Raw genomic sequence first — 26,123 nt, 5'->3', positions numbered from 1 at the left:
ATCATGAAGACCCCCATCGCCGCCGCCTTCGTTGCGCTCCTCGCCGGCGTCCCCTCGGTCGCCGCCGCACCGCAATTCCAGACGCCCGCGCCGGTCGCCTTCCTTCAGGACCTGTCCTCGGGCGCGATCCTCTATGCGCGCGATGCCGACCGCCGGATGCCCCCCGCGTCTATGGCCAAGATGATGACGGTTTACGTCGCGTTCGACATGATCAAGAAAGGCGAGCTGAAGCTCGACCAGCAATTCCCGGTGCGCCCCGAGACGTGGCAGAAATGGCACGGCCCTGCCGCAGGTTCGACGATGTTCCTGTCGACCGGTGAGAACGTCAGCGTCGACAATCTGCTCAAGGGCATCGTCACGCTGTCGGGCAACGACGCCTGCGTCGTACTGGCAGAAGGCATCTCGGGCACCGAGGAGGGCTTCGCGAGCCGGATGAACCAGGCCGCCAAGGAACTCGGGCTGACCAACAGCCACTTCGGCAATTCCAACGGCTGGCCCGACAACGGGGTCACCTATGTCACCGCGCGCGACCTGGCGAAACTCGCCGCCGCAACGATCCAGAACCACCCCGCGCTGTACAAGAAGTACTACAGCCTGCCGAGCTTCACCTGGGGCAAGACGCTAGGGGCGGGTGCCGACATCACCCAGGCCAATCGCGATCCGCTGCTCGGTCGCGTCGCGGGTGCCGACGGTCTCAAGACCGGGCACACCGACGAGGCCGGCTACGGCTTCACCGGCTCGGCGCAGCAGAACGGGCGGCGGCTCGTCATGGTGATGGCGGGGCTTACCAGCTTCAACCAGCGGATCAGCGAATCGGTCGGCTTCATGAACTGGGGCTTCCGCGCGTGGCAGGCCAAGCCGCTGGTCGCCAAGGGCAAGCACGTCGAGACCGCCGACGTCCAGATGGGCAGCAGCAGCACCGTCGGCCTGATCGCCCCGACCGCACTGACGGTCACGCTCCCGGCGGGCGCGGTCCCCGAAATGTCCGCTAAGGTCGTGTACGACGGCCCAATAAAGGCACCGATCAAGGCCGGCCAGCACATCGCCGACCTCGTCGTCACCTCGCCCGACATGCCCGAACAGCGCCTCCCCCTGGTCGCCGAAACCGCGGTCGGCGAAGCGGGCTTCTTCGGTCGCGCCTGGGCAGGGCTGACGTCACTGTTCGGATGATCGAAGCGGAGGCAACAAACCTCTCCGTTCGCCCTGAGCGAAGTCGAAGGGCAGGCACCGGGCGCAGGTGCATCGCATCCACGCAGCACGAACGGACTCGGGCAAGGGCGATCCGCTGGATGACGTCATGACGCAGGTTCGCGGCAACGCTGCCGCCCAGGCCGCCTTCCTCGCGGCGCTCGGCGGGGGCGCGCTCCACCACGCGTGGCTGATCGCGGGCCCCGAGGGTGTCGGCAAGATGCGCTTCGCCCAGGCTGCGGCGACACGCATGTTGGCGCAAGCGTCCGCGGGTGTTCCGCTCGGCAGCGGGCTTGCCGTGCCGGAAACACATCCCGTCCACGCGCTCGTGGCCGCCGGATCGCACCCGGACCTGCGGACCCTCCGCCGTCTGCCCAAGGACGCCGAGAAGCCCGACCAGGATCTCGCGCGCAGTATCCCCATTGCCCAGGTCCGCGCACTGCAGCCGATGCTGGCAACGACTCCTTCGATGGGGCCGCGGCGCGTCGTCATTATCGACTCGATCGACGATCTCGAACGCCCCGGCGCGTCGAACGCGCTGCTCAAGAACCTTGAGGAGCCCCCCGCGGGCACGATCTTCCTGCTCGTCAGTCACGCGCCCGGCCGATTGCTGCCGACCATTCGCTCGCGCTGCCGCCTGCTGCGCTTCGAGGCGCTCGACGACCGCGACATGGCCGCGGCGATCCGCGATGCGCGCCCCGAAGCGGACGACCAGGAGCTGGCGGCGCTGCTCGCAGCCGGGCAGGGGTCGCCCGGTCGTGCGCTGCGCTACGCCGGGCTCGACGTCGCGGGGCTCGATGCGGCCATTGCAGGCATTGCCGACGACGGCGATCCGAAGAACGCGCGCCGGGTGAGACTGGCCAAGGCGCTCGCGGGCAAGACCGCGCAGCCGCGCTACGAAGCCTTCCTCGACCGCGTTCCCGCCTACATCGCGCAGGCGGCACGCACCCGCAGCGGAACGGCCCTCGCCACCGCGCTCGACGCCCATGCCGCGGCGCGCGACCTCGCCGGTGCCGCAATCGGGCTGTCGCTCGATCCGCAGGCGACGGTGTTCGGGATGGCGGACATCGTCGCCCGCCTGCGCACCTGAGGGGCTCTTGCGATGTTGGAAAAGCCGGATCACGCCGTCCCGGTTCTTTCTCACAGTGGACCGCCTTGCCTCTGGCCGCTCGTCCGGACGGACCGGAAGGAAAGCCTGCTCGGATGCGCGTTGGCCTCACCTTAGCCTCACCTTCCGCGGCTCAACCCGTCTTCACCTCGTCCCGGCGATGCTCTACGGACGCCGGCATGGCCGAACCCTTTTACATCACGACCGCGATCAGCTACCCGAACGGCCGCCCCCACATCGGCCACGCCTATGAGGCCATTGCCGCCGACGCGATCGCGCGGTTTCAGCGGCAGGCCGGGCGCGACGTCCGCTTCCAAACCGGCACCGACGAGCACGGCCTGAAAATGGTTCAGGCCGCACGCGCGCAGGACCGCCCCGTAGCCGACCTGGCCGACGAAATGTCGGGCTATTTTCGTGATATGTGCGACGCTCTGGACATCTCGTACGATCGGTTCGTTCGCACCACCGAGCCTGCGCATTACGCCGCCAGCCAGGCATTGTGGGCGGCGATGGCGGCATCGGGCGACCTCTATCCCAGCCGCTACGAAGGCTGGTATTCGGTGCGTGACGAAGCCTTCTACGCCGACGACGAGGTAACCGAGGAAGCAGGCGTCAAGCTCTCTCCGCAGGGCACGCCGGTCGAGTGGACGGTCGAGGAGAGCTGGTTCTTCCGCTTGTCGAAATACCAGCAGCCGCTGCTCGACCATTATGCCGCGCAATCCGACTTCATCCGCCCCGAAAGCCGCCGCAACGAGGTCGTTCGCTTCGTCGAAGGCGGGCTGACCGACCTGTCGGTCTCGCGCACCAGCTTCGACTGGGGCGTGCCGGTGCCCGGCGCCGACGGCCACGTCATGTACGTCTGGGTCGACGCGTTGACCAACTATCTTACCGGTACCGGCTACCCCGACCCGGACTCGCCCGAGCGCCGCTACTGGCCTGCCGACGTGCACCTGATCGGCAAGGACATCGTCCGCTTCCACGCGGTCTACTGGCCCGCCTTCCTGATGTCGGCGGGGATAGCGCTGCCCAAATCGGTGTTCGGTCACGGCTTCCTGCTCCACCGCGGCGAGAAGATGTCCAAGTCGATCGGCAACGTCGTCAATCCGCAGGCGCTGGTCGCCGCCTTCGGCGTCGACGCGCTCCGCTATTTCCTGCTCCGCGATGTCAGCTTCGGGCAGGACGGCAGCTACTCGGCTGAGGCAATAGTCACGCGTGTCAACGCCGAGCTTGCCAACAGCTTCGGCAACCTCGCCCAGCGGACATTGTCGTTCATTGCCAAGAACCTGGATGGCGTTCTTCCCGCGACGGGTACAGTCGCCGAGGCAGACGGTATGCTGATCGAGGAGGTTGTCGTCGCTTGTGCCGGCTTGCGCACCGCATTCGGTGATCTTGCGCTCAGCCAAGGCATCGAAACGTGGATGCGCGGCGTCTTCGCCTGCAACCAATATATCGACGCGCAGGCGCCCTGGGCACTCCGCAAGACCGATCCCGAGCGCATGCACGCCGTCCTGCGCACGCTGGTCCGCGCCATCCGCATGCTCGCCATCGCGATTCTGCCCGTCGTGCCCACCGCCGCCGCCAAGGTGCTGGATCAGGTCGGCGCCGAAGAACGCGATCACGCCGCAGTCGACGACGAAGGCTGGTACGACCGTATGGCCGCGAGCGGCTTTCGCATCGCTCCGCCGACCGGCGCCTTCCCGCGGCTCGAACTCCCGGCGGACGCCGGCTGATGCTCGCCGACAGCCACTGCCACCTCAACTACGACGGCGTCGCCGAAATTCAGGGCGAAGTCATCGCCCGCGCCCGCGCCCGCGGCGTCACCGCCATGCTCAACATCGCCACCCGAGAGCGCGAATGGGACGCCGTCCTCGCCACCGCCCAGCGCGAGCCGGACGTCTGGGCAACCGTCGGTATCCACCCGCACGAGGCCGACCAGCACACCCACATCGACACCGCCCGCCTGATCGAGCGCGCCGAGCACCCCCGCGTCGTCGGGCTCGGCGAAAGCGGCCTCGACTATCACTACGACCATAGCGATCGCGCCCGCCAGCAGACGAGCTTCCGCGCCCACATCGCCGCCGCGCGCCAAACCGGGCTGCCGATCGTCGTGCACACCCGCGATGCCGAGTACGACACGTACGCCATTCTGGCGGACGAGATGGGGAAGGGGGCCTATCCTGGTGTCATCCACTGCTTCACGGCGTCGTCCGACTTCGCCGACAAGGCACTGGACTTGGGCCTGTATATCTCGATGTCGGGCATCGTGACCTTCAAGAACGCCCGCGATCTTCAGGCGATCGCTGCACGCCTGCCGATCGACCGGCTGCTGGTCGAAACCGACGCCCCGTTCCTCGCGCCCATTCCCAACCGCGGCAAACCGGGCGAACCCGCCTTCGTCGCCGACACCGTTGCGTTCCTCGCCAGGCTGCGCGGCGAGGACCCGACCGAACTGGCAAGCCGGACGGCCGCGAACTTTCACACATTGTTCGCCAAGACTGTCGCATGAAAGTCCGCATCCTCGGCTCGGGCACGTCCTCGGGGGTGCCACGGATCGGCAACGATTGGGGGACGTGCGATCCCGCCGAGCCCCGCAACCGGCGTACCCGCGCCTCAATCCTGGTCGAACACGACGGCCACCGCGTGCTGGTCGACACCAGCCCCGACATGCGCCAGCAGCTGCTCGACGCCGACGTCGCCACCGTCGACGCGGTCGTCTGGACCCACGACCACGCCGATCACTGCCACGGCATCGACGATCTGCGGCAGATATTCCATGCGATCGGCCAGCCGGTCCGCGGGCTGGCGCAGCCGAGGACCCTAGCCGCGTTGCAGAGCCGCTTTACCTACATCTTTGCGGGCCGCTCGGGCTATCCTTCGGTCGTCACCGCCGAGCCGCTGCCCGAACACTGGACGTGTGGCGACATGGCAATCGACGTCGTCGAGCAGCCTCACGGTGGCATCGTCTCGGCGGGGCTGCGGTTTTCGGTCGATGGCAGGAGCGTTGGCTATGCCACGGACTTCCACGCCATGACGGCGGAGATGAGAACGTTGTACACCGGTCTCGACCTGTGGATCGTCGACGCACTCCGCCGCCGCCCGCATCCCTCGCATCCCGACCTCGACACGGTGCTGGCGTGGGTGGAAGAGCTCGCGCCCCGGCGCACCGTCCTGATCCACATGGACCAGACGATGGACTATGCGGCGCTGTGCGCGACGCTGCCCAAGGGTGTCGAGCCCGGCTACGACGGCCTGGAGATCGCACCGTGACCGGCGACCGGATGGCGGATATCGCAGTTTACGCGCTGCTCGTCATTCTCCCAGTCGCAGCGCTGGTCGCGCGACGGCCGCCGCTCGCGCGAACCTTGCTGTCGCTTGCGGCGTGGATCGGCATCTTCGCCGTCGGGCTCCTGATCGTCGGCGAAGGCGATGGTTTTCGCCGCATGGGTGCGCTGCTGGCGGGCCGATCGATCGACGGAAGCGAGACCCGCATCGCCATGGCGGACGATGGCCATTTCTGGGCAGATGCCACGATCGACGGCGTTTCGCGGCGCATGCTGATCGACAGCGGCGCGACCACGACCGCGATCTCGCAAGCGACCGCGCAGGCCGCCGGGTTGGATGTTGAGGCCAGCCCATTTCCGGTCGTGCTCAACACCGCAAACGGTCGGGTTACTGCGCGCACGGCCACAGCCGATCGGCTCGTGGTCGGCGGCGTGACCGCGCGCAACGTCGGCGTCGTCGTGTCGCCTGCTTTCGGCGGCACCGACGTGATCGGCATGAACATCCTTTCGCGCCTCGCGTCGTGGCGGGTGGAGGGCCGCACCTTGATCCTGACGCCTGAGCCCCCTTCCGCAAACACGAACTGAGTTTTACATAATGTACATTATCGGACTGTTATCTTCGTGACCCCCGTTGAGCGTCTGCGCGCGACGATGGAGAAGTTACGCGACCCCGCCACCGGCTGCGAATGGGATCGCGCCCAGACCTGGGCCACCATCGCGCCGTACACGATCGAGGAAGCCTATGAGGTCGCCGATGCGATCGCCCGCAACGATGCCGGCGATCTCAAGGACGAACTCGGCGACCTGCTGCTTCAGGTCGTGTTCCACAGCCGCATCGCCGAAGAAGCCGGTGTCTTCGCGTTCGACGACGTCGCAACCGCGATCGCCGACAAGATGGAACGGCGTCACCCACACATCTTCGCCGGCGCGGCCGACTCCCCCGGATGGGAATCGATCAAGGCGGACGAGCGTGGCCGCAAGGCGCAATCCGGCGCTCTTGCAGGTGTGGCATCCGGGCTCCCGGCGCTGCTACGCGCCGATAAGCTCCAGAAGCGCGCCGCGCGCGTCGGCTTCGACTGGCCCGACGCCTCCGGCCCGCGCGCCAAGATCGACGAGGAATGCGCCGAGGTCGAGGCCGCCGAGGGCGATGCGATCGCCGAGGAGATCGGCGACCTGCTGTTCGCGACGGTCAACTGGGCCCGGCATCTCGGCGTCGATGCCGAGGCGGCCTTGCGCACCGCCAACGCCAAGTTCGAGCGCCGCTTCACGGCCATGGAGGCGAGCGGCGGCGAAGCCTTCGCTGCAATGGACCTTAGCGAAAAGGAAGCCGTGTGGCAGGCTGTCAAGCGTCGCGGCGGTTAAACCGGTCGTGGTCGGCGGCCGACAGCCTGACATCGTACAGCGCTTCGTCACCCTCGACCGCGGTACCAAGCACCTCGCCATGCGCATGGAGCCACGCCGCGCCCGCACCGTCGCCGGCATCCAGTACGAAACGATAGCGTCGGTGTTGCGCAGTCAGCTTGGCGGCGACGGTGTCGATCAAGATATTCACCCCTTCCCCGTCCAGAGCCGAGATTGCGACGACATCGGTCCGTCGTGCCGCCTCGACGATCAATTCGGCGTGCCGGTCCGCATCGAGCAGGTCCAGCTTGTTCCACACCTCGAACCGAGGCGTGATATCGGCGACGCCGATCTCCGCCAGCACCGTCTCCACATCGGCCCGCTGCGCTTCGCTGTCGGGATGTGCAACATCGCGGATGTGGATCAGGAGGTCGGCGGAGACGACTTCCTCCAGTGTTGCCTTGAATGCGGCTACGAGCTGGGTCGGGAGGTCGGAAACGAAGCCAACCGTGTCGGACAGGATCGCCTTTTCGATGCCGGCGAGTGAAATCTGCCTCAGCGTCGGGTCGAGGGTCGCGAACAGCAGGTCTTCCGTCATGACGTCGGCACCGGTCAGGCGATTGAACAGCGTCGACTTGCCGGCATTGGTATACCCGACCAATGCGATGATCGGCCATGGCGCGCGCTGGCGGCGGTCCCGGTGCAGGCTGCGGGTGCGGATCACCTGATCGAGTTCGCGCCGCAGCCGTGCCATGCGGTCGCGGATCAGGCGGCGGTCCGCCTCGATCTGGGTTTCGCCCGGCCCGCCGAGAAAACCGAAGCCGCCGCGCTGCCGCTCAAGGTGGGTCCAGCTGCGCACCAGCCGCCCCGCCTGATAATCCAGATGCGCGAGTTCGACCTGCAATCGTCCTTCGGCGCTCGCGGCCCGCTCGCCGAAGATCTCGAGGATTAGCCCGGTCCGGTCGATCACCTTGGCGCCGAGCGCGGTTTCCAAATTGCGTTGCTGGATCGGCGACAGCGCAGCGTCGAAGACGACGAGCCCCGCCTCCTCCATCCGCACCAGCGTCGCGATCTGCTCGGCCTGACCACTGCCGATCAGCATGGCCGCTCGCGGCTCGCGGACCTTCAGTACGACACGATCGACCACCACGACCCCGATTGCTGCGGCAAGACCAGCGGTCTCCGCCAGCCGGGCGTCCGCATCGCGCGACGCGTCGCCGCGGTCGGGCAGAACGACGATGGCCCGCGCGCCACGCGCGAATTCGTCGCGATCGCGTTCGAATCCCCGATCGGTTCCGGCGCTCAATCTTCCGCCGATCCGGATTGTTCCTCGGCAAGGTTCAGCGCCTGAGCGGGCTGGATCGTGGATACCGCATGCTTGTAGACCAGCTGCGCCATGCCCTCTCGCTGGAGGACCATGCAGAACAGGTCGAATCCGGCGATCTGCCCTTGCAGCATGACCCCGTTGACCAGGAACATCGTAACGCTCGTCCCCGATTTGCGGACGGCGTTCAGGAATATCTCCTGTAGCAGCGGCTGCTTGCGCTGTGCCTCTCCCACCTCCTGCACCAATGCCGCGACGTCGATCGGACCGGCGGGCATGATCGTCGAGATCGCGTGCTTGTAGATCAGCTGCGACTGCCCGTCACGGCGCAGCAGCACCGAGAAATTGTCGAACCAGGTGACGATCCCCTGGAGCTTGACGCCCTTGACCAGGAACATCGTGACCGGCGTCTTCGACCGGCGCAGCGCATTGAGGAAGAGGTCCTGAAGGGAACCTTGCTTATCGGCCATGATCTAGCCCTTTCTTATTGGCGGAATCCTGTTCCGCTATGGCGCCGTTAGCCGGCGTTCGATCGCCCTTGAGAGGCAAGCCCAATCTATGGACGCTGCACGCGTGCGTAAAGGTCCCCCCGTCAATCCTCGCGCGTTTCGGTGATCCCCAGCAGCTTCAGCTTGCGATGCAAGGCAGAGCGCTCCATCCCGATGAAACTTGCGGTGCGCGAGATGTTGCCCGAAAATCGCCGGATTTGAACGCGCAGATACTCGCGCTCGAACGTCTCGCGTGCCTCGCGCAACGGCGCGCCCATGATCGCGGTCGTGCCGCCGCCGCCCATCTCCCCCGGATCACCGATCACTTCGGCCGGCAGGAGATCCAGGTCGATGCTGCCCATCCGGTCACCCGGCGCCAGGATGATCGTACGTTCGACGACGTTGCGCAACTGGCGGACGTTGCCCGGCCAATCGTAGGATTGCAGCGCCACCATCGCATCGGCGGCAACCTCCGGCGTCGGCACGCGGCGCTCGACCGCATAATGCGCGACGAAATGCTGGACGAGCGCGGGTATGTCCTCGCGGCGTTCGGCCAGCGGCGGCAGGATGACGGGCACGACGTTGAGGCGATAGTACAGGTCCTCGCGAAAGCGACCGTCGGCGATTTCCCGGGTGAGCTCACGCGCCGTTGCCGACACGACACGCACGTCGACACGGACGACCCGCGTGCCTCCGATGCGGGTGAAGCACTGGACCGTCAGCACCCGCAGGATGCGCGCCTGCGTCGCCATTGGCATGTCGGCGATCTCGTCGAGGAACAGCGTTCCGCCGTGCGCCTGTTCGAGCAGCCCGGGACGGACCAGATCGCCCGCCTCCTCGACCCCGAACAGTTCCTCCTCGACGCGCTCGGGGGTCATCCGCGCCGCGCTGACGATGACGAACGGCGCGTCGGCGCGGTTGCTCCAGCCGTGGAGCAGGCGCGCGGCGACCTCCTTGCCCACGCCCGCGGGTCCCACGAGCAGTACCCGGCTGCCGGTCGCCGCGACGCGCTTCAACGTCGCACGGACATTGTTGATCGCCGCCGAGCTGCCAGTGAGATCCGTCTCGCGCCCGACCGCCGCGCGCAGGCTGGCGACTTCGCGGCGCAGGCTCTCCGTCTCCGTCGCGCGTGCGACCATCAGCAACAGACGTTCGGCCTCGAAAGGCTTCTCGATAAAGTCAGCGGCGCCCCGGCGGATCGCCGCGACCGCTGTGTCGAGATTGCCATGCCCGGAAATGACGAGGACCGGTATCGACGAGTCGCGGCGCTTGATTTCGTCGAGCAGGTCGAGCCCGTCGAGCTTCGATCCCTGCAGCCACACGTCGAGCAGCACCAGCGACGGACGCCGTGCCGCGATCGCCTCCAGCGCGGCATCGCTGTCGGCAGCCGAGCGCGTGTCATAGCCTTCGTCCTCCAGGACGCCGGAGACGATGTCGCGAATGTCGAGTTCGTCATCTACGACGAGGATATCCAGGGCCATGTCAGTTCCGATTGCGCGTGAGTGCGGCGAGCCGGCCCCGCCCCGCGGATTCGGGCAAGGTCTCCCCCTCGTCGCAGGCGGCGAGTTGCAGCGTGTCGAACGTCATCGTCACGATCGTGCCGCCACCCGGCCGGTCGGCGAACGCGACCGTGCCGAAATGCTCTTCGACGATCTTCTTGACGATCGCCAGGCCGAGCCCCGTTCCACGTGCGCGCGTGGTCATATAGGGTTCGATGATCCGGTCGCGCTCGGCGGGCAGACCGACGCCGGTATCTGCGACCTCGATCGTCGCGAAACGGGCGCCCTCCCCGCCCAGCGTCATCGTCACGCCGCCGCCCTCGCCCTTGGCCTCGACCGCCTCGACTGCGTTCTTGACGATATTCGTCAGCGCCTGCCCGATCTGACGGCGGTCCATGACGAGCGACGGCGGTGCATCGTCGGCGACCAGCGTGAAGGCGATCGCCGGATGCGCCACCTCGTGCAGGAACAAGGCCTGACGCGCCGCATCGACGAGCGAATCCTCGCGGAACACGGGCTTGGGCATGCGCGCGAAGGACGAGAATTCGTCTACCATCCGGCGCAGGTCGCCGACCTGCCGCACGATCGTATCGGTCAACCGTACGAAGGTGCCGTCGTCGGCGGCGATCTTGCCGCCATAGCGGCGCTGGAGCCGTTCGGCGGCGAGCTGGATCGGGGTGAGCGGGTTCTTGATCTCGTGGGCGATCCGGCGTGCCACGTCGGACCAGGCGGCGCGACGTTGATCCAGCAGTTGCTGGGTAATGTCGTCGAACGTCAAAATCGGACCGTCCCCGGTACGCACGATCCGGACAGCCAATGTTCGCGCCTCCCCCCCGGCGCCGCTTACCTCCGCGATGGCTTCACGGCCCGCGGTATCGAGCAATTCGTCCAGCTCGGGTGCGACATCGGCCAGGCGTCGCCCGACAAGGCTGTCGTCACCCGTGCCCAGCAATGCGGTCGCCGACGTATTGGCAATGCGGATCGTCCGATCCAGGCCGGTCGCGATCACGCCCGCCGATACCCCCGCCATCACACCCTCGATCAGCGCACGACGTGCATCGAGCGCGCCGTTCTGCTCCTGAAGGCGCCCGGTCATCTGGTTGAACGCACGCGCCAGCGTGCCGACCTCGTCGCGCGCGCGCGGGTCGGGAACGCGCACGGTCAGGTCGCCCGCCGCCACGCGCCGCGCGGCCTCGACCAGCTCGCCGACCGGGCGGACCAGGCGATCGGCGACGGCCAGCGCGATCCACACCGCGACACCGACGATCAGCAGCGACAACACCAGCAGCGCCGCGTTGAAGCGCAATTGGAGCGACCGCGATCGCGACTGCAGCGCGCGGTAATCCGCCGACACCGCGGCGCCGCGCTGCAGCTGGTCGGCGACCTGCTCGTCGAACACCCGCGAGGTGTAGAGATAGGCGTGTGCGCCGTAAGCCAGCGGCACGAGCGACGCGGCGCGGTCGCGGCTGCGCAGCGTCAGCACCTTCGCGCCCGCGTCGATCCGCGCCATCATCGCCGGCGTGACGATATTGTCCATCGGACGGCCGTAAGGGTTCAGCACGACCAGCGGATCGCGCTCGTCGCGGCGCAGGATCATCGCATCGGACAGTTCGCGATTGTAGGTCTGAAGAAGCAGGAGCTCGCTGAACCGCTTGCCGTCGATCGGCATTTCGCGAAGATAGCGCGCCACGTCGGCGGCCATGACGATGGTCTGGCTGGCCGTACGATCGATCTCGCGCTGGACACTGGCTCGCACGAGGCCAGTCGCGCTGTCGAGGATCGCTCGCGCACGCTGCGACGATCCGAACTCCACGCCATATTGCATGAGTAGCGACGCGACGATCGCGACCAGCGTGATCGGCACCGCCGCCATTACCGAGAACAGCACGACTAGCCGGACATGGAGTCGCCCTCGCCCACCGACGGGCGAGCGCGCCGCGCGCCGCATCGCGATCCGGCGACCCAGCAGCATGATGAGCGCAATGCCCGGGACCAGATTGGCGACGAGCAGGACGGCGACGAAGGAGGGCGCCAGCAGGGGGTGATGGGTATCCGTACCGGCAATCGCCAGATAGCTGGCGACGGCCACGGCAATGGCCACGCCGAACACCAGCAGCTCCAGCGCCGGGGTCAACGCGAACCGCGAGTCTGGCTCCGTTTGATCGATATCGGTCATCGCTGATGCGAGCATTCGCGCCGGGATACATGGTCCGGTGTTGCATGGAAACCACATAATCGCCCGCGTCAGCGTGCGGGCTCCTCCGGCCGAGCCTCGATGCCGAGCGTATCGAGCCGCTTGCGCAGCGTATTGCGATTGATCCCCAGCGCGCGCGCGGCGCGAAGCTGGTTGTGACCATGACGGGCGAGCATGGACTCGATCAGCGGCCGTTCGACTTCGCCGATGACGAATTCGTAGAGCGTGCCGTCGTCGAGCGCCACCGGCCGCTCGCGCGCGATCCGTTCGAGCAAGGTCCGCACCGTCGCGCCCATGTCGGCGTCCGCCGTGGCGGCGGCCGACGACGTGGCTGGGCCGATCATCACCCGGATCGCGTCGGCATCGATCACCTCGTCGCGCGCCAGTACCGCCAGGCGGCGCATGACGTTTTCGAGTTCGCGGACGTTGCCCGGCCAGACGTGCCGCTCCAGCGCGACCAGCGCATCGGCGGTGAGGCGCCGCCGTGGGAGACCCTGCTCGACCGCGCGATCGAGGAAGTGGTGCGCGAGCAGCGCCACGTCGGGCCCACGTTCGCGTAGCGGCGGCAGCGTCATCGGGACGACGTTGAGGCGGTAGAAGAGGTCTTCGCGGAACAGCCCGGCGGTGACCTGGGCGCCCAGATCGCGGTTGGTCGCGGCGACGATGCGGACATCGGCGCGGATCGTGCGCGCGCCGCCGACCGTGGTGAACTCGCCCGATTGAAGCACGCGCAGCAGCCGGGTCTGCGCTTCAATCGGCATGTCGCCGATCTCGTCGAGGAACAGCGTGCCGCGGCCAGCCTGCTCGAACCGCCCCGCAGTGCGCGCGGCGGCGCCGGTGAAGGCGCCGCGTTCGTGGCCGAAAAGCTCGGCCTCGATCAACTCGCGCGGGATCGCGGCCATGTTGATCGCGACGAACGGCGCGGCGCGGCGGGGCCCGAGATCGTGGATCGCGCGCGCGACGAGTTCCTTGCCGGTGCCCGACTCACCCGCGATCAGGACGGTCAGATCGTTCGAGACGACCCGTGCGACGATGCGGTAGATGTCCTGCATCGCTGGCGAGCGACCGATCAGTGGCAGCGCGCGGTCTTCGGCGACCGGCGACTCCCCCGCCTGCACCCCGCCCCGTGCAAGTGCGCCCTCGATCGCGCTGCCGAGGACGTCGAGGTCGAAGGGCTTGGGCAGGTAATCATAGGCGCCTGCTTCGGTGGCGCGAATGGCGGTGGTCAGCGTGTTCTGCGCCGAGAGCACGATGACCGGAAGTTCGGGAAAGCGCGCGGCGATGCTGGCCAGATGCGCGAGCCCGTCGCCATCGGGCAGGACGACATCGGTGACGAGGACATCGGGTGCCCCGCCTTCCAGCGCGCGGTCGAGTTGGGCCAGGCTGTCCGCGGTTGCCACCCGGTGCCCGGCGCGGCGCAGCGACTGCGCGACAACGGTGCGGATCGCGGCATCGTCGTCGACAACCAGGATGGCGCTCACGACCCGGCCCGGGGCAGGAGCAAACGAAAAACAGTCATTTTGGGCGTTCCCTCGCGGGCATATTGGACGATGCCGTCCATGTCGCGGACCAGTTTGTCGACGAGCGCGAGGCCGAGCCCCTGCCCCTCCGGCCTGCCGGATACGAACGGATCGAAGAGATGCTCGGCGATATCGGCAGGTGCGCCGGGACCGTTGTCGAGGACGCAGATCTCGATCGGCAGCGGGCGGCGCGGACGGCCGGGCGCGACGCTGACCGCTAGGCCGTGACGATAGGCGGTGGTCAGCACGATGACAGGGGTTCGCACCGCGCGCACCGCCTCGCGCGCGTTCTTGAGCAGGTTGATGACGATCTGGAGCAAGGCGTCGCGGTTGATGCTGGCGGGCGGAAGCGAGGGATCGAACCGTTCCTCGATGACGATGCCGCGTGCGAACCCGGCGAGCGCGACGTTGCGGGCGTGGTCGAGCAGCGGATAGATGTTCTCTGCCGCGCATGGCAGCGGCCGGGTGTCGCCGAAATCCTGCATGCGGTCGATCAGCGCAGCGATGCGGTCGACCTCGGTGACGATCAGCCTCGTCAGCTCGCCCGCACCCAGCAGCTGCGCCGCGCCGCGGATGCCTGACAGCGGATTCTTGATCTCGTGCCCCAGCATCGCCGCCGCGCCGATCGCCGCGCGGCCGCCGGCGGTACGGTCCACCGAATTGCCGAGGCGGCGCGAGCTCGCGGACCCATGCAGCGTAATCGTCCGCCAGCCGGGGTGATCGGGCACCTCGGCCTCGACGAAATCGACGCGGATGCGCAGCCCCTTCGCGGTCGCGATCTCGGTGTCGTAGATCGCGAAGCCCTGCCCGTCGCGCATCCCTGCGCCCTCGGGCGGCGGCAGGATTGCGGCGAGCGGCTGGCCGATCATCAGGCGTTCGGACAGGTTGAGCAGTTGCTCGGCCAGCGCGTTGGCGTGCGCGATCCGGTCTTCGGGGTCGACGACGACGACCGCGACCGGCAGCGCGGCCAGCAGGTCCGCAAAGCCCGGGCGGCCGTTGCGAGGGCGATCAGGCGGCAGCGTAGTGGCACCAGGGCGCGTAGAACTTCTCTAACATCGCGCTGACGCGAACTGGATCGGGTTCCTGGTTGACTGCGTTGCGGAACTCCGCCGAACCGGTCAGCCCCCTGGTGTACCAGCCGATATGTTTGCGCGCCATGTTGACCCCGGTGATGGTGCCATAGTGACTCAACATCGCATCGTAATGTTCGGTAATGACGCGATATTGCTCGTCGAGTGATGGGTCGGGGACGCGGCGTCCGGTGCGGAACCATTCCATGACCTGGCCGAGCAGCCACGGGCGACCGTAGGCGCCGCGGCCGATCATCACGCCGTCCGCGCCCGACTGGTCGAGCGCCGCCTGGGCGTCCTGGATCGAACAGATGTCGCCATTGGCGATGACCGGGATCGACACCGCCTCCTTGACCGAGCGGATGAAGCGCCAGTCGGCCTCGCCCTTGTACATCTGGTTGCGGGTGCGGCCGTGGACGGTGACGAGCTTGATGCCCAGATCCTCGGCGATCCGCGCGAGCTCGGGGGCGTTGAGGCTGTCATGGCACCAGCCCATCCGCATTTTCAGCGTCACCGGCGCGGACACCGCCGCGACGATCGCGCGGATCAGTTCGGCCGCCAGCTTGAGGTCGCGCATCAGCGCGGAGCCTGCATCGCCGTTGGTGACCTTACGCACCGGGCAGCCCATGTTGATGTCGATGATCGCCGCGCCGCGATCCTCGGCGAGCTTGGCGGCTTCGGACATTTCATACGGGGTGCAACCGACGAGCTGCATCGACACCGGCTCCTCCGACAGGTGCCACGCCGCCTTCTGGAGCGACTGGCGAGTCTCGCGGATCGCCGCCTGGCTCGCGATCATTTCGGTCACGTTGAGACCGGAGCCGTAGCGGCGCACGAGCGTGCGGAACGGCATGTCTGTGACGCCAGTCATCGGCGCCAGCACGACGGGGCTGTCGATCCGGACGGGACCGATCTGGATAGGGGAAAGCGTCTTCATGATGTGCCTGAAAAACGGGCAGTACGCGACGCCACCGTCGCTGGCAACCCGCGAGCGAAGCCGCTAGAGGCGCGCCGATGAGCCGCCGCATCATCGCCATTCTCGTCGCCGCCGGAACCGGGTCGCGCGTCGGCGGCGCCCGCCCGAAGCAGTTTGTGCCGATCGCCGGGCGACCGATGATCGCCTATGCCTATGAAGCTCTGGCGAACCATCCTGCGATCGCCGCGACCGTGGTCGTCGCCGATCCGATCACCGCGGCGGAGGTCTTGCCGGACGCCGATATCGTCACCGGCGGCCCGACGCGGCAGCTGTCAGTCGGCTTGGGGCTGAACGCGGCGAAGGCGCTCGGCGCAACCCACGTGCTGGTCCACGACGCCGCCCGGCCGTTCCTTTCCGCCACAGTCATCGATCGCGTGGTGCGCGCGCTGGAGAGCCATGACGGTGCGACTCCCGTCCTGCCGGTCGCCGATACGCTGGCCGTGGGCGGTGAAACGCTCGGTGACGCCGTCGATCGATCGGCGCTTGTCCGCATCCAGACACCGCAGGGCTTTCGCCTCGATACGCTGATGGTCGCCCATGCGGCGTGGGACACCGCCGAGCCCGCGACCGACGACGCGCAGATGGTGCGCAGGCTTGGCGGGCGGGTCGCGTTGGTGCAGGGCGACTCGATGCTCGAAAAGATCACCTACCCCGAGGACTTTGCGGCGGCAGAGGCGCGACTCGCGCTGGAGACGCGCACCGCGATGGGCTTCGACGTCCACCGGCTGGAGGCGGGTGAGGAATTGTGGCTCGGCGGGGTGCTGATCCCGCACGACAAGGGGCTGTCGGGGCATAGCGATGCCGATGTCGCGCTCCATGCGCTGACCGATGCACTGCTGGGAACGATCGCGGCGGGCGACATCGGCACCCACTTCCCGCCGAGCGATCCGCAGTGGAAGGGTGCCGATTCGGCGCGTTTCCTGACCCATGCCGCGGAGCTGATCGCAACCAAGGGCGGCCGAATCGACTTCGTCGACCTGACGATCGTCTGCGAAGCCCCCAAGATCGGTCCGCACCGCGCGGCAATGACAACCCGGATTGCCGCGCTGCTGGCATTGAGCGAGGACCGCGTGAGTATCAAGGCGACGACGACCGAGCGGCTCGGCTTCACCGGCCGCGGCGAAGGCATTGCGGCGCAGGCGGTGGCGACCGTGCGGGTGCCGCGATGAGGCGGCTGGCCGCGCTGCTGGCGCTGGTCGCCACACCCGCCGGTGCGCAGACCCGCTGCGTCACCAGTGCCGAGGCGCAGGCCTTTGCTTCTGTCGCGATGCCCGAGATCATCCGTCAGACCGGGCGCGTGTGCGCGACCGCCCTGCCCGCCGCCAGCCTCGTCCGTCGCGCGAACGGACCCTTCCTCGCCAAATACGATGCCGAAGCGAACCGCGCCTGGCCGATCGCGCGCACTGCCATCGTCAAGCTCAGCGATCCAGCGATCGAGATGCTGGTGCAATCCGAATATGCGCGCCCGCTCATCACCTCGCTGCTCGTTCCGCAGCTGGTCGGGCGGATCGCGGTCGGCGACTGCCCGACGATCGACCGGCTGATCACGCTGCTGGAGCCCTTGCCGCCGCGCAACACGGCGGGGATCGTCGTCGCGACCCTGCAATATCTGAAATCCGAGAAGGCGAACGGGCGCAATGTCGACGTCCCCGACCTGCCGCTCTGCGCGGAAGGCCGCTGATGGACACGCTGTTGCCGCAGGTGCTCGTCGAGGCCGCACTGCGCGTGATCGAGGCGAACCGCGCCGCCGGGCGCCGCGTCGCGGTCGCCGAGAGCTGCACCGGCGGACTCGTGTCGGCGGCGTTGACCGAGGTTCAGGGCGCGTCGGACGTGTTCGATGCGGGCTTCGTTACCTACGCCAACGAGGCCAAGCTCTCGATGCTCGGGGTCAGCTCCGACGTGCTGGAGACGTTCGGCGCGGTGTCGATCGCGGTGGCGTGGAGCATGGCGCAAGCAGCGTTGCGCAAGAGCGGCGCCGATGTCGCGGTCGCAATTACAGGCATTGCGGGACCTGGGGGTGGCAGCGAGAAGAAGCCGGTCGGCACCGTGGTGTTCGCCCGCGCCGAGCGCGACGCGGACCCGGCGGACATCCATGCCGACCGCAAGGCGTTCGGCGATCTGGGCCGCGGCGGTATCCGGCTTCAGGCGGCGCTGTGTGCGCTGGAACTGCTGATGCCACGCCCGGAGGTTTCGCCTGCGCCGTAAAGCTGGTCCGCACGCGTCTCGAACGCGCCGATCATCTTGCGCAGCGCGACGCCGAAGACCTGGCCCGCCAGCATCTCGAACACCCGGTTCTTGAACGCGAAATCGACGGTGAAGTCGACCGCGCACCCTTCCCCTTCGGGCGTGAACCGCCAGCTGTTACGCAGGTATTTGAGCGGGCCGTCGACGTAGTCGACCTCGATCGAGGTCGGGCGCTCCTTGCGGACCTTGCTGGTGAAGCTCTCGCGCAGCCCCTTGAACCCGACGATCATGTCGGCGGTAGTCTCGGTCGCCGAATCGGCGCGGACGCGCATCGCCGAGACCCATGGCAAGAACTCGGCGTAGCGCTTCACGTCGGCGACCAGATCGAACATCTGCTCGGCGGAGTAGCGCAGGTGGCGGACTTCGTGATGCTTGGGCACGCGTCAGATCAGCAGTTTGGCCAGAACCGCCGCGGTCAACGCGAGGTTGAAGCCTGCTACCCATTTAACCAGGTTCAGCTCGCTCTTCACCTTCACGAAGCGATTATCGTACCGGCTCGACATCATCATGGCCATCAACGGACTCCCTGCGCCAATTTGGTCTCGCGTGCCGCACGCAGCTTAGCGAAGTCCTCGCCTGCGTGATAACTTGACCGGGTGAGCGGCGACGAGGCGACCAGCCCGAAGCCTTTAGCGCGCGCGATGGAAGCGTAAGCGTCGAACGCCTTGGGGGTGACAAATTCGGCGACCTTGGCGTGGCGCGGGGTCGGCTGGAGATATTGGCCCATCGTTAGAAAGTCGATGTCGGCGCAGCGCATGTCGTCCATGACCTGGTGGACCTCCAGTCGCTCCTCGCCGAGCCCGAGCATGACGCCGGACTTGGTGAAGATCGACGGATCGTGGCGCTTCACGCTCTCCAAGAGCCGCAACGAGGCATAGTAGCGCGCGCCGGGGCGTATCGTCGGATACAGCCGCGGAACCGTCTCCAGATTGTGGTTGTAGACATCGGGACGCGCCTCGACGATCGACTCCACGGCGGCTTGCGCCTTGTTGCGGAAATCGGGGGTGAGGATTTCAATGGTCGTCGCCGGGTTCGACCGGCGGATCGCCTCGATCACGCGCACGAACTGCGACGCGCCGCCGTCGGGCAGGTCGTCGCGATCGACCGAGGTGACGACAATATGCGCCAGCCCCATCTGCGCCGCCGCATCGGCGACGTTCTGCGGCTCGCGCATGTCGACCGCGCGCGGCATGCCGGTCTTGACGTTGCAGAAGGCGCAGGCGCGGGTGCAGGTGTCGCCCAGGATCATCACCGTCGCGTGCTTCTTCGACCAGCATTCGCCGATGTTGGGGCAGGCCGCCTCCTCGCACACCGTTGTCAGGCTCTTGGCGCGCATCAGCTCGCGTGTCCTGGCGAACCCGGCCGACGTGGGCGCCTTCACCCGAATCCAGTCTGGCTTACGCTGGCGAGCAACGATCGGAGTCATCTCGTTCATTGGCGCGAGATAGCGACTGACAGGCACGCGTACAACGCGCTAGAGAGCCTCGTCATGACCGACTTCGCCGATCTTGTCCGCGGCTACGACCGCTTCCGCAGCACCGGTTGGCGCGAGCAGCGCGAGCGCTGGGCCGAGCTGTCGCAGGGCCAGGCGCCGCAAGTAATGATCATCGCCTGTTCCGACAGCCGCGTCGATCCGGCGCAGATCTTCGACACCTCGCCAGGCGAGACCTTCGTAGTGCGCAATGTCGCCAACCTGGTGCCGCCTTACGAGGCGGGCGGCGGGCGGCACGGTGTGTCGGCGGCGCTGGAGTTCGCGGTCACCCAGCTGGAGGTGCCCGAGATCGTCGTACTGGGCCACGAATCGTGCGGCGGCGTCAAGGCGTCGGCGACGCGGGCGTTCTCGGGGCAGGCCCCCGGCGAAGGCGGGTTCATCGCGCACTGGATCGACCTGCTCGACGAAGCGCGCGACCGCATCGTCGCCGAGCACGGCACGGGCGGCGAGGCGATCCACGCGCTGGAGCTGGAGACGGTGCGGGTGTCTCTTGCCAACCTCAGGACCTTCCCCTTCGTCGCGGAGCGCGAAGCGGCGGGCAAGCTGACGCTGCACGGCGCCTATTTTGCGATTGCCGACGGCATGCTCAGGATCATGGACGCCGGCGGGGCGTTCCGCGCGGCTTAAATCCCCAGCGCCTCGTGCGCCACGCGCGCCACCTCCGGGTCGAGCGGGGGCGGGTCCATGGGCACCGCCGCTTCGAGCCGGTCGGCGATCGCGGTCAGCGCGGCGATGCGCGCTGCCTTCTTGTTGTTGCCGTCGATCGCCAGCCAGGGCGCGCCGCCGGTGTCGGTGCGGGCGAACATCGCGTCCATCGCCTCGAGATACTCAGGGCGTTTCGCGCGGTTGCGGAAATCGTCGAGACCGGTCTTCCACCGCTTCCACGGTTCGGCCAGGCGCGCGCGCAGGCGCTTGTCCTGCTCGGCTTGCGTGGTGTGGACGAAGAGCTTGACCAGCGTCGTGCCCGCGGCCTCGAGCTCGGCCTCGAACGCGTTGATCTCGCCGTAGCCGCGCGCGACCTCCTCCGCGCTCGCATACCCTTCGACCCGCTCGACGAGGACGCGACCGTACCAGCTGCGGTCGAAGATCGCGATGTTGCCGGGCGTGGGGAGATGGGTGCGGAAGCGCCAGAGGAAGTCGTGGGCTTTCTCCTCGGCGGTCGGCGCGGAGATCGGATAGACCTCGTAATTGCGCTGGTCCCACTGCGCGGTGAGGCGCTGGATGATGCCCCCCTTCCCCGCCGCGTCCCAACCCTCAAACATGACGACCGCGGCGCGGCCGTGGACGATGTGCGCGACCTGGATGTGCTCGAGACGGGTCTGGAGGTGCGCCAGATCGGCCTTGTAGTCGCCGTGGTATTTGCGGCCGCGTTCATAGTCGGACAGGTCGATCATCTATGCACCTCCTGAACGCCCCCTCGGGGGTCGTCTACGCGCCAGGCATCTCTAGCCTGCGCTGGGCGCGACAGACTTCGTCACGTCCTTTGCCTGCTCAGCCGTCGAGCGCAGGTTGAGTTCCTTGAGCTGCTTGGCCGTCGCGAAGTTCGGCGCGCCCATCATCAGATCCTCGGCCTTCTGGGTCATCGGAAAGACGATGACTTCGCGGATGTTGGGCTCGTCGGCGAGCAGCATGACGATGCGGTCGATGCCGGGGGCGGAGCCGCCGTGCGGGGGAGCGCCGAACTTGAAGGCGTTGATCATGCCTGCGAAGTTCGTGTCGACGTCCGCTTGCGTATAGCCGGCGATCTCGAACGCCTTGTACATGATCTCGGGCCGGTGATTGCGGATCGCGCCGGAAGAGAGCTCGATGCCGTTACAGACGATGTCGTATTGATAGGCGAGGATGTCGAGCGGGTCGCGGGTCTCCAGCGCCTGCATCTCGCCCTGCGGCATCGAGAAGGGATTGTGGCTGAAGTCGACCTTCTTGGCCTCCTCGTCGTACTCGAACATCGGGAAGTCGACGATCCAGCAGAATTCGAACCTGCTCTGGTCGATGAGCCCGAGCTGATCGGCGACGCGGGTGCGTGCGAGACCCGCCAGCTTGGCCGCCTGCGCTTCTTTCCCCGCGGCGAAGAACAGGCCGTCGTCGGGGCCGAGGCCGAGCGCGTCGGCGAGTCGCGTCATCTTGGCTTCGCCGTGGTTCTTGGCGATCGGGCCGCCCCATTCGCCACCCTTGCGAGTCGCGTAGCCGAGCCCCGCAAAGCCTTCGGTCTGCGCCCAGCCGTTCATGTCGTCGAAGAACTTGCGGCTCTTGTCGGCGGTGTTCGGGGCGGGGATGGCACGCACGACGTCGCCGCCCTCCACGATCGAGGCGAATCGCCCGAAACCGGAGCCTTGGAACTGGTCGCTCACGTCCGATATGAGGATGGGGTTGCGCAGGTCGGGCTTGTCGTTGCCGTATTTCAGCATCGATTCGCGATAGGGAATGCGCTTGAACGGCAGCGCACTGACGGTGCGGCCCTTGCCCTGCCAGTCCGCGAACTCCTCGAAGACGCCGTGCAGCACGGGCTCGATCGCGGCGAAGACGTCGTTCTGCGTCACGTAGCTCATCTCGAAATCGAGCTGGTAGAATTCCCCCGGGCTACGGTCGGCGCGCGCGTCCTCGTCGCGGAAGCACGGCGCGATCTGGAAATAGCGGTCGAAGCCCGCAACCATCAGCAATTGCTTGAACATCTGCGGCGCCTGCGGGAGCGCGTAGAACTTGCCGGGGTGGACGCGGCTGGGGACAAGGTAGTCGCGCGCGCCTTCGGGGCTGCTCGCGGTCAGGATCGGAGTCTGGAATTCGGTGAAGCCCTGGGCGATCATGCGCTGGCGGATCGACGAAATGACCTTCGATCGCAGCATGATGTTCTGGTGGAGGCGGTCGCGGCGCAGGTCGAGGAAGCGGTAGCGCAGGCGGATGTCCTCGGGATATTCGGCGTCGCCCGCGACCGGCATCGGCAGCTCCTGCGCGTGGCTCTGGACGGTAACGCCGCGCGCGAACACCTCGATCTCGCCGGTGGCGAGATTGGGGTTCACGGTCGCCTCCGAGCGGCGCTTGACCTCGCCGTCGATGGTGACGACGGATTCGACGCGCAGCGATTCCAGCATGGCGAGCGCGGGGCTGTCGCTGTCGGCGACGATCTGGGTGAGGCCGTAATGGTCGCGCAGGTCGACGAACAGGATGCCGCCATGATCGCGCTTGCGGTGGACCCAGCCCGACAGGCGGACGGTGGTTCCCACCTGCTCGGCATCGAGCGCGGCGCAGGTGTGGGTGCGGTAGGCGTGCATGGTCGGTTCCGGTCTCGAAAGGTTGCGGGCGCTTCCCCGCCGCGCCCGCCTTTGTCAAGGCGCGCGACCCTCGCTATGGCGGGAGGATGCACGTCCATCCGCTTATCACCGACAGCGCCGCGCTCGCGAACCTGTGCTTCCGTCTCGCCGACGCGCCCTTCGTCTGCGTCGACACCGAATTCATGCGCGAGAGCACCTTCTACCCCGAGCTCTGCCTGATCCAGATCGCCGACATGAACGAGGCGGCGGCGATCGACCCGATGGCGGCGGGGCTCGACATGCAGCCGCTGCTCGACCTGCTGACCGACAACGAGGACGTGCTGAAGGTCTTCCACGCGGGCGGTCAGGACATCGAGATCGTCTACAATCTGACCGGCAAGACCCCGCATCCGCTGTTCGACACGCAGATCGCGGCGATGGCCTTGGGTCAGGGCGAGCAGATCGGTTACTCGAACCTGGTCGACAGCTGGCTCGGCATCCAGGTCGACAAGGGCGCGCGCTTCACCGACTGGGCGCGGCGGCCGCTCGACGCGCGGCAGATCGAATATGCGATCGGCGACGTGACGCATCTGGCGGTGATCTTTCCCAAGATGCTGGAGCGGTTGAGGAAGACCGGGCGCGGCGGCTGGCTCGATCAGGAGATGGAGCGGCTGGCCGACCCCGCGAATTATGCCAACGACCCCGAACTCGCGTGGAAGCGGGTGCGCATATCGGGGCGCAAGCCCGAGGTGCTCGGGCGGCTGAAGGCGCTGGCCAAGTGGCGCGAGCTGGAGGCGCAGGCCAAGGATTTGCCGCGCGGACGGATCGTCAAGGACGAGACGCTGGGCGACATGGCCGGGCATCCGCCGAAGCGCCAGGCCGATCTGGCCAAGGTGCGCGGGCTGTCGGCGACGTGGGGCACCAACGATATCGGCGCGCGGCTGATGGCGGCGCTGGAAACCGCGCACCCGCTCGGCGAGGACGAACTGCCCCCGCGCGACGATCGCAAGCCGGGGCTGGGCAAGGAGGGGGCGCTCGTCGCCGATCTGCTCAAGCTGCTGCTCAAAATTCGCGCGCGCGACATCGACGTGGCGTCGAAGCTGCTCGCGCGATCGGAGGAGCTGGAGGCGCTGGCGGCGGGGGTGCGGACCGGGCTGCCGATGCTGGAGGGCTGGCGCTACGACCAGTTCGGGCGCGACGCGGTGGACCTGGTCGAGGGACGGCTGGCCTTCGCGGTGACCGGGGGAAAGCTCAAGATGACGCGCGCCGAGGTGGGGGCGTAGCCGCTTACGCCTTCAGCGAGGCCTTGCGGCCCATTCCGCCGGCCAGCACAGCGTGGCGCTTTTCGACCGCTTCGCCATAGAGCGCGCGGTCTTCGCCTTCGAGTTTCAGCCGGACCGTCGCCGTGCCGAGCTCGATCGCCGAGCGCTGGAGCGGTCCTGCCAGGCCGCCGCTCAACCGCTGGCCAAGGCGGATCGCCAGGCCCCAGATGCGCGCGATCGCCAGATCGGCGGCGCTCGCGAGACGTCCCAGCGGGTCGGGTGAAACCGTGCCGCCGCCGAGACTGGTGAACAGCGCCTGCGCGAGGCAGGCGCGTTCGCTCGCGTCGATCGCGACCCAATTGCCGTGGAGCGCGACCTCGACCCCGCGCTCGGCGCGGAATTCAGGGTTGGCGCGCCAGCCGACGTCGGCGAGCAGGCAGGCAGCGTGGCGGATGCGCGCCTGTGCCGGCGTCTCGGTGGCGAACAGCGGCGCGATCCAGCGGTCGAGCAGGTCGCCGTGTTCGGGAAAGCGGCCGAGCAGGCGGCCTTCTTCGCGCGCGGCGACGATCAGCGGGTCGAGGGTGCGGGTGGCGGCGTCGAGCCCGGCGTAGAGCAGCCCCTCGCGCAGGCCGAAGGCGGAGACGATCGTCGTCGTGCTGCCGAGCTGGCGGAGCAGCACGCCCAGGAGCGCGGTGGCGTCGCCCAGAGTCGCGGCGCGGGCCGACGACAGCCCCTCGACGCTGCGCATCCGGGGCTTGCCGAGGTGGGCGATGGCGCGCGACAGGCGGGCGATCGTCGGCGCGCTCATCGGGTATTGGTGGATGACGGGGAGCGGATAGCCGGTCAGGTTCATGTCGAGCCGCGCCAGCGCGCGCCAGGAACCGCCGACGAGATAGACGGGCAGCCCCCGCCCCTTCCCCGCCCAACCCGCGTCGCGGACCAGCCGCGCGACGTGGCGTTCGAGCACCTGGCCGCGCTTGGCGCGCATGCCCGCGATGCGCAGGACGCCCAAGGGGAAAGACACGCGGTCCTGAATCGCGCCGCGGCGAATGCGGACGAGTTCGAGGCTGCCGCCACCCAGGTCGCCGACGATGCCGTCCGCCTGCGGGATGGCGGAGAGCACGCCCTCGCCTGCGCCCTTGGCTTCCTGCTCGCCGGTGAGGATCTCGGGATCGAGCCCCAATGCGCGGGCGGCGGCGAGCAGGACGTTGCCGTTGGAGGCGTCACGGACCGCGGCGGTGGCGACGGTGCGAACCGACGTGGCCTGCATCTCGCGCGCGACCGCGGCGAAGCGTCGCAGCGCGACCTGCGCGATGGCGAGCGCGCCGGCATCGATCGCGCCGGTCGCCGCGAGCCCACGCCCCAATCCGGCCATGACCTTTTCATTGAACAGGATCGCAGGGAGTCGCGGATGCCCTTCGTATACGACCAGACGGATCGAATTCGATCCGATGTCGATGATCGCGGTACGCGCGCGTTTCGGTTCGGCTTGTCGCCAGTCGAGCGAGGTCGCCATCCTAGCGGCGGCGACGCAGCGATAGCGTGGGCACCGCATCGCTCGACCCGAGCGCCGCACCGCGACCCGAGAGCGACGGGTTGATCATGAAATAGCGATGGAGGTTGAACGGCCGGTCGCCGGGCGTCTCGCGTACATAGCTGCCATCGGGTTCGCATTCCCAGCTCTGTTCGTTGTCGAGCAGGTTCGCGACCATGACCTGGTCCAGGATCTGGTCGTGAACGGTGGGGTTCTCGATCGGCAGCATGTATTCCACGCGGCGATCGAAATTGCGCTGCATCCAGTCGGCGGACGAAATGTAGACGCCAGCCCCGTCATTGGGCAGCGCCTTGCCGTTGCCGAAGCAGAAGATACGACTGTGTTCGAGGAAGC

At 67.7% G+C, this 26,123-nt stretch carries 25 protein-coding genes and 1 pseudogene; 12 read left to right on the top strand and 14 right to left on the bottom strand.

All coding sequences use genetic code 11. From position 1 onward, the window contains the following. Positions 1 to 3 precede the first annotated feature (3 nt). The 7 genes from ACE5C1_RS00705 (at position 4) to mazG (ending at position 6,939) form a co-directional block, all read left to right on the top strand. On the top strand, positions 4 to 1,170 hold the full coding sequence (locus ACE5C1_RS00705; protein ID WP_374942143.1) for a D-alanyl-D-alanine carboxypeptidase family protein: 1,167 nt from the start codon (positions 4 to 6) through the stop codon (positions 1,168 to 1,170). 127 nt (positions 1,171 to 1,297) lie between these two features. After that, on the top strand, positions 1,298 to 2,278 hold the full coding sequence (locus tag ACE5C1_RS00700) for a DNA polymerase III subunit delta' (RefSeq protein ID WP_374942142.1): 981 nt from the start codon (positions 1,298 to 1,300) through the stop codon (positions 2,276 to 2,278). A 197-nt stretch (positions 2,279 to 2,475) separates the two neighbouring features. After that, entirely contained in the window at positions 2,476 to 4,026 is a 1,551-nt protein-coding gene (metG, locus tag ACE5C1_RS00695) for a methionine--tRNA ligase (protein WP_374942141.1), read from the top strand. Next, positions 4,026 to 4,802 (top strand): TatD family hydrolase, encoded by a 777-nt coding sequence (locus tag ACE5C1_RS00690; protein WP_374942140.1) that lies wholly within the window; start codon positions 4,026 to 4,028, stop codon positions 4,800 to 4,802. Before metG ends, ACE5C1_RS00690 begins: the two co-directional genes overlap by 1 nt. Next, positions 4,799 to 5,563 carry an MBL fold metallo-hydrolase gene (locus tag ACE5C1_RS00685; protein WP_374942139.1) on the top strand — a complete coding sequence of 255 codons (765 nt, stop codon included), beginning with the start codon at positions 4,799 to 4,801 and terminating at the stop codon, positions 5,561 to 5,563. Before ACE5C1_RS00690 ends, ACE5C1_RS00685 begins: the two co-directional genes overlap by 4 nt. Further along, positions 5,560 to 6,162, top strand: coding sequence for a TIGR02281 family clan AA aspartic protease (locus tag ACE5C1_RS00680; protein ID WP_374942138.1), 603 nt, complete (start codon positions 5,560 to 5,562; stop codon positions 6,160 to 6,162). The genes ACE5C1_RS00685 and ACE5C1_RS00680 overlap by 4 nt, the downstream gene beginning before the upstream one ends. A gap of 66 nt (positions 6,163 to 6,228) precedes the next feature. Continuing rightward, on the top strand, positions 6,229 to 6,939 hold the full coding sequence (gene mazG / locus ACE5C1_RS00675; protein ID WP_374942183.1) for a nucleoside triphosphate pyrophosphohydrolase: 711 nt from the start codon (positions 6,229 to 6,231) through the stop codon (positions 6,937 to 6,939). Here the strand turns inward: mazG and hflX are convergent. The 7 genes from hflX to dusB form a co-directional block, all read right to left on the bottom strand. Then, positions 6,920 to 8,224 (bottom strand): GTPase HflX, encoded by a 1,305-nt coding sequence (gene hflX / locus ACE5C1_RS00670; RefSeq protein WP_374942137.1) that lies wholly within the window; start codon positions 8,222 to 8,224, stop codon positions 6,920 to 6,922. The two genes, mazG and hflX, sit on opposite strands and share 20 nt — an antisense overlap. Continuing rightward, positions 8,221 to 8,712, bottom strand: coding sequence for an RNA chaperone Hfq (hfq, locus tag ACE5C1_RS00665; RefSeq protein ID WP_374942136.1), 492 nt, complete (start codon positions 8,710 to 8,712; stop codon positions 8,221 to 8,223). Before hfq ends, hflX begins: the two co-directional genes overlap by 4 nt. A gap of 122 nt (positions 8,713 to 8,834) precedes the next feature. Beyond that, the gene (locus ACE5C1_RS00660) at positions 8,835 to 10,211 is read right to left on the bottom strand and encodes a sigma-54-dependent transcriptional regulator (RefSeq protein ID WP_374942135.1); all 1,377 of its coding nucleotides are present in this window, start codon (positions 10,209 to 10,211) and stop codon (positions 8,835 to 8,837) included. A gap of 1 nt (position 10,212) precedes the next feature. Continuing rightward, complete coding sequence (locus ACE5C1_RS00655; RefSeq protein WP_374942134.1) at positions 10,213 to 12,405, bottom strand: ATP-binding protein; 2,193 nt, start codon at positions 12,403 to 12,405, stop codon at positions 10,213 to 10,215. 68 nt (positions 12,406 to 12,473) lie between these two features. Beyond that, positions 12,474 to 13,904, bottom strand: coding sequence for a nitrogen regulation protein NR(I) (ntrC, locus tag ACE5C1_RS00650; protein WP_374942133.1), 1,431 nt, complete (start codon positions 13,902 to 13,904; stop codon positions 12,474 to 12,476). Continuing rightward, positions 13,901 to 14,962: a nitrogen regulation protein NR(II) gene (locus tag ACE5C1_RS00645; protein ID WP_374942182.1), complete on the bottom strand. Its 1,062-nt coding sequence runs from the start codon at positions 14,960 to 14,962 to the stop codon at positions 13,901 to 13,903. Before ACE5C1_RS00645 ends, ntrC begins: the two co-directional genes overlap by 4 nt. Further along, positions 14,952 to 15,950, bottom strand: a complete 999-nt coding sequence (dusB, locus tag ACE5C1_RS00640; protein ID WP_374942132.1) for a tRNA dihydrouridine synthase DusB — start codon at positions 15,948 to 15,950, stop codon at positions 14,952 to 14,954. The genes ACE5C1_RS00645 and dusB overlap by 11 nt, the downstream gene beginning before the upstream one ends. 77 nt (positions 15,951 to 16,027) lie before the next feature. Here dusB and ACE5C1_RS00635 point away from each other — a divergent pair, with 77 nt between their 5' ends. The 3 genes from ACE5C1_RS00635 to ACE5C1_RS00625 are packed head-to-tail and all read left to right on the top strand — an operon-like array spanning position 16,028 to position 18,194. Further along, a complete protein-coding gene (locus ACE5C1_RS00635; RefSeq protein WP_374942131.1) occupies positions 16,028 to 17,158 on the top strand; it encodes a bifunctional 2-C-methyl-D-erythritol 4-phosphate cytidylyltransferase/2-C-methyl-D-erythritol 2,4-cyclodiphosphate synthase in 1,131 nt (376 codons plus the stop codon). Next, a complete protein-coding gene (locus ACE5C1_RS00630; RefSeq protein ID WP_374942130.1) occupies positions 17,155 to 17,670 on the top strand; it encodes a hypothetical protein in 516 nt (171 codons plus the stop codon). Before ACE5C1_RS00635 ends, ACE5C1_RS00630 begins: the two co-directional genes overlap by 4 nt. Next, a complete protein-coding gene (locus ACE5C1_RS00625) occupies positions 17,670 to 18,194 on the top strand; it encodes a CinA family protein (protein ID WP_374942129.1) in 525 nt (174 codons plus the stop codon). The genes ACE5C1_RS00630 and ACE5C1_RS00625 overlap by 1 nt, the downstream gene beginning before the upstream one ends. Here the strand turns inward: ACE5C1_RS00625 and ACE5C1_RS00620 are convergent. From ACE5C1_RS00620 to lipA, 3 genes are read right to left on the bottom strand one after another with little or no spacing between them, the layout of a single operon-like run. Then, positions 18,131 to 18,613, bottom strand: a complete 483-nt coding sequence (locus ACE5C1_RS00620; protein WP_374942128.1) for a type II toxin-antitoxin system RatA family toxin — start codon at positions 18,611 to 18,613, stop codon at positions 18,131 to 18,133. The two genes, ACE5C1_RS00625 and ACE5C1_RS00620, sit on opposite strands and share 64 nt — an antisense overlap. A gap of 3 nt (positions 18,614 to 18,616) precedes the next feature. Further along, entirely contained in the window at positions 18,617 to 18,748 is a 132-nt protein-coding gene (locus ACE5C1_RS00615; RefSeq protein WP_374942127.1) for a hypothetical protein, read from the bottom strand. Continuing rightward, positions 18,748 to 19,668: a lipoyl synthase gene (gene lipA / locus ACE5C1_RS00610; protein WP_374942126.1), complete on the bottom strand. Its 921-nt coding sequence runs from the start codon at positions 19,666 to 19,668 to the stop codon at positions 18,748 to 18,750. Before lipA ends, ACE5C1_RS00615 begins: the two co-directional genes overlap by 1 nt. A 54-nt stretch (positions 19,669 to 19,722) precedes the next feature. On the opposite strand from lipA, the gene ACE5C1_RS00605 reads away from it, so the two are divergent. Continuing rightward, positions 19,723 to 20,352, top strand: a complete 630-nt coding sequence (locus ACE5C1_RS00605; protein WP_374942125.1) for a carbonic anhydrase — start codon at positions 19,723 to 19,725, stop codon at positions 20,350 to 20,352. On the opposite strand, the gene ACE5C1_RS00600 is transcribed toward ACE5C1_RS00605, so the two are convergent. Both ACE5C1_RS00600 and aspS read right to left on the bottom strand, forming a co-directional pair. Further along, entirely contained in the window at positions 20,349 to 21,119 is a 771-nt protein-coding gene (locus ACE5C1_RS00600; protein ID WP_374942124.1) for a polyphosphate kinase 2 family protein, read from the bottom strand. The genes ACE5C1_RS00605 and ACE5C1_RS00600 overlap by 4 nt on opposite strands. A gap of 51 nt (positions 21,120 to 21,170) precedes the next feature. Beyond that, the gene (gene aspS, locus ACE5C1_RS00595) at positions 21,171 to 22,994 is read right to left on the bottom strand and encodes an aspartate--tRNA ligase (protein WP_374942123.1); all 1,824 of its coding nucleotides are present in this window, start codon (positions 22,992 to 22,994) and stop codon (positions 21,171 to 21,173) included. Positions 22,995 to 23,080: 86 nt separating this feature from the next. Between aspS and rnd the strand changes: the two genes are divergently transcribed. Then, a complete protein-coding gene (gene rnd / locus ACE5C1_RS00590; protein WP_374942122.1) occupies positions 23,081 to 24,256 on the top strand; it encodes a ribonuclease D in 1,176 nt (391 codons plus the stop codon). Between the two features lie 4 nt (positions 24,257 to 24,260). Here the strand turns inward: rnd and ACE5C1_RS00585 are convergent, their stop codons facing one another. Next, positions 24,261 to 25,751, bottom strand: coding sequence for a Ppx/GppA family phosphatase (locus tag ACE5C1_RS00585; RefSeq protein WP_374942121.1), 1,491 nt, complete (start codon positions 25,749 to 25,751; stop codon positions 24,261 to 24,263). A 1-nt stretch (position 25,752) separates the two neighbouring features. Continuing rightward, positions 25,753 to 26,123 (bottom strand): annotated as a pseudogene (locus ACE5C1_RS00580) (RNA degradosome polyphosphate kinase); the annotation flags it as partial.

It is taken from the genome of Sphingomonas sp. (assembly GCF_964263785.1).
In the GTDB taxonomy this organism is placed as follows: Bacteria; Pseudomonadota; Alphaproteobacteria; order Sphingomonadales; family Sphingomonadaceae; genus Sphingomonas.
Note: the sequence above shows the minus strand (reverse complement) of the source record. Positions and strands in the feature narration are given on the sequence as shown.

Excerpts from the sequence above, each read along its gene's own strand:
- ACE5C1_RS00705 (WP_374942143.1), top strand. The coding sequence starts at position 4 with ATGAAGACCCCCATCGCCGCCGCCTTCGTTGCGCTCCTCGCCGGCGTC.
- ACE5C1_RS00700 (WP_374942142.1), top strand. The coding sequence starts at position 1,298 with ATGACGCAGGTTCGCGGCAACGCTGCCGCCCAGGCCGCCTTCCTCGCG.
- metG (WP_374942141.1), top strand. The coding sequence starts at position 2,476 with ATGGCCGAACCCTTTTACATCACGACCGCGATCAGCTACCCGAACGGC.
- ACE5C1_RS00690 (WP_374942140.1), top strand. The coding sequence starts at position 4,026 with ATGCTCGCCGACAGCCACTGCCACCTCAACTACGACGGCGTCGCCGAA.
- ACE5C1_RS00685 (WP_374942139.1), top strand. The coding sequence starts at position 4,799 with ATGAAAGTCCGCATCCTCGGCTCGGGCACGTCCTCGGGGGTGCCACGG.
- mazG (WP_374942183.1), top strand. The coding sequence starts at position 6,229 with ATGGAGAAGTTACGCGACCCCGCCACCGGCTGCGAATGGGATCGCGCC.
- hfq (WP_374942136.1), bottom strand. The coding sequence starts at position 8,712 with ATGGCCGATAAGCAAGGTTCCCTTCAGGACCTCTTCCTCAATGCGCTG.
- ACE5C1_RS00660 (WP_374942135.1), bottom strand. The coding sequence starts at position 10,211 with ATGGCCCTGGATATCCTCGTCGTAGATGACGAACTCGACATTCGCGAC.
- ACE5C1_RS00655 (WP_374942134.1), bottom strand. The coding sequence starts at position 12,405 with ATGACCGATATCGATCAAACGGAGCCAGACTCGCGGTTCGCGTTGACC.
- dusB (WP_374942132.1), bottom strand. The coding sequence starts at position 15,950 with ATGAAGACGCTTTCCCCTATCCAGATCGGTCCCGTCCGGATCGACAGC.
- ACE5C1_RS00635 (WP_374942131.1), top strand. The coding sequence starts at position 16,028 with ATGAGCCGCCGCATCATCGCCATTCTCGTCGCCGCCGGAACCGGGTCG.
- ACE5C1_RS00630 (WP_374942130.1), top strand. The coding sequence starts at position 17,155 with ATGAGGCGGCTGGCCGCGCTGCTGGCGCTGGTCGCCACACCCGCCGGT.
- ACE5C1_RS00625 (WP_374942129.1), top strand. The coding sequence starts at position 17,670 with ATGGACACGCTGTTGCCGCAGGTGCTCGTCGAGGCCGCACTGCGCGTG.
- ACE5C1_RS00615 (WP_374942127.1), bottom strand. The coding sequence starts at position 18,748 with ATGGCCATGATGATGTCGAGCCGGTACGATAATCGCTTCGTGAAGGTG.
- lipA (WP_374942126.1), bottom strand. The coding sequence starts at position 19,668 with ATGAACGAGATGACTCCGATCGTTGCTCGCCAGCGTAAGCCAGACTGG.
- ACE5C1_RS00605 (WP_374942125.1), top strand. The coding sequence starts at position 19,723 with ATGACCGACTTCGCCGATCTTGTCCGCGGCTACGACCGCTTCCGCAGC.
- ACE5C1_RS00600 (WP_374942124.1), bottom strand. The coding sequence starts at position 21,119 with ATGATCGACCTGTCCGACTATGAACGCGGCCGCAAATACCACGGCGAC.
- aspS (WP_374942123.1), bottom strand. The coding sequence starts at position 22,994 with ATGCACGCCTACCGCACCCACACCTGCGCCGCGCTCGATGCCGAGCAG.
- rnd (WP_374942122.1), top strand. The coding sequence starts at position 23,081 with ATGCACGTCCATCCGCTTATCACCGACAGCGCCGCGCTCGCGAACCTG.
- ACE5C1_RS00585 (WP_374942121.1), bottom strand. The coding sequence starts at position 25,751 with ATGGCGACCTCGCTCGACTGGCGACAAGCCGAACCGAAACGCGCGCGT.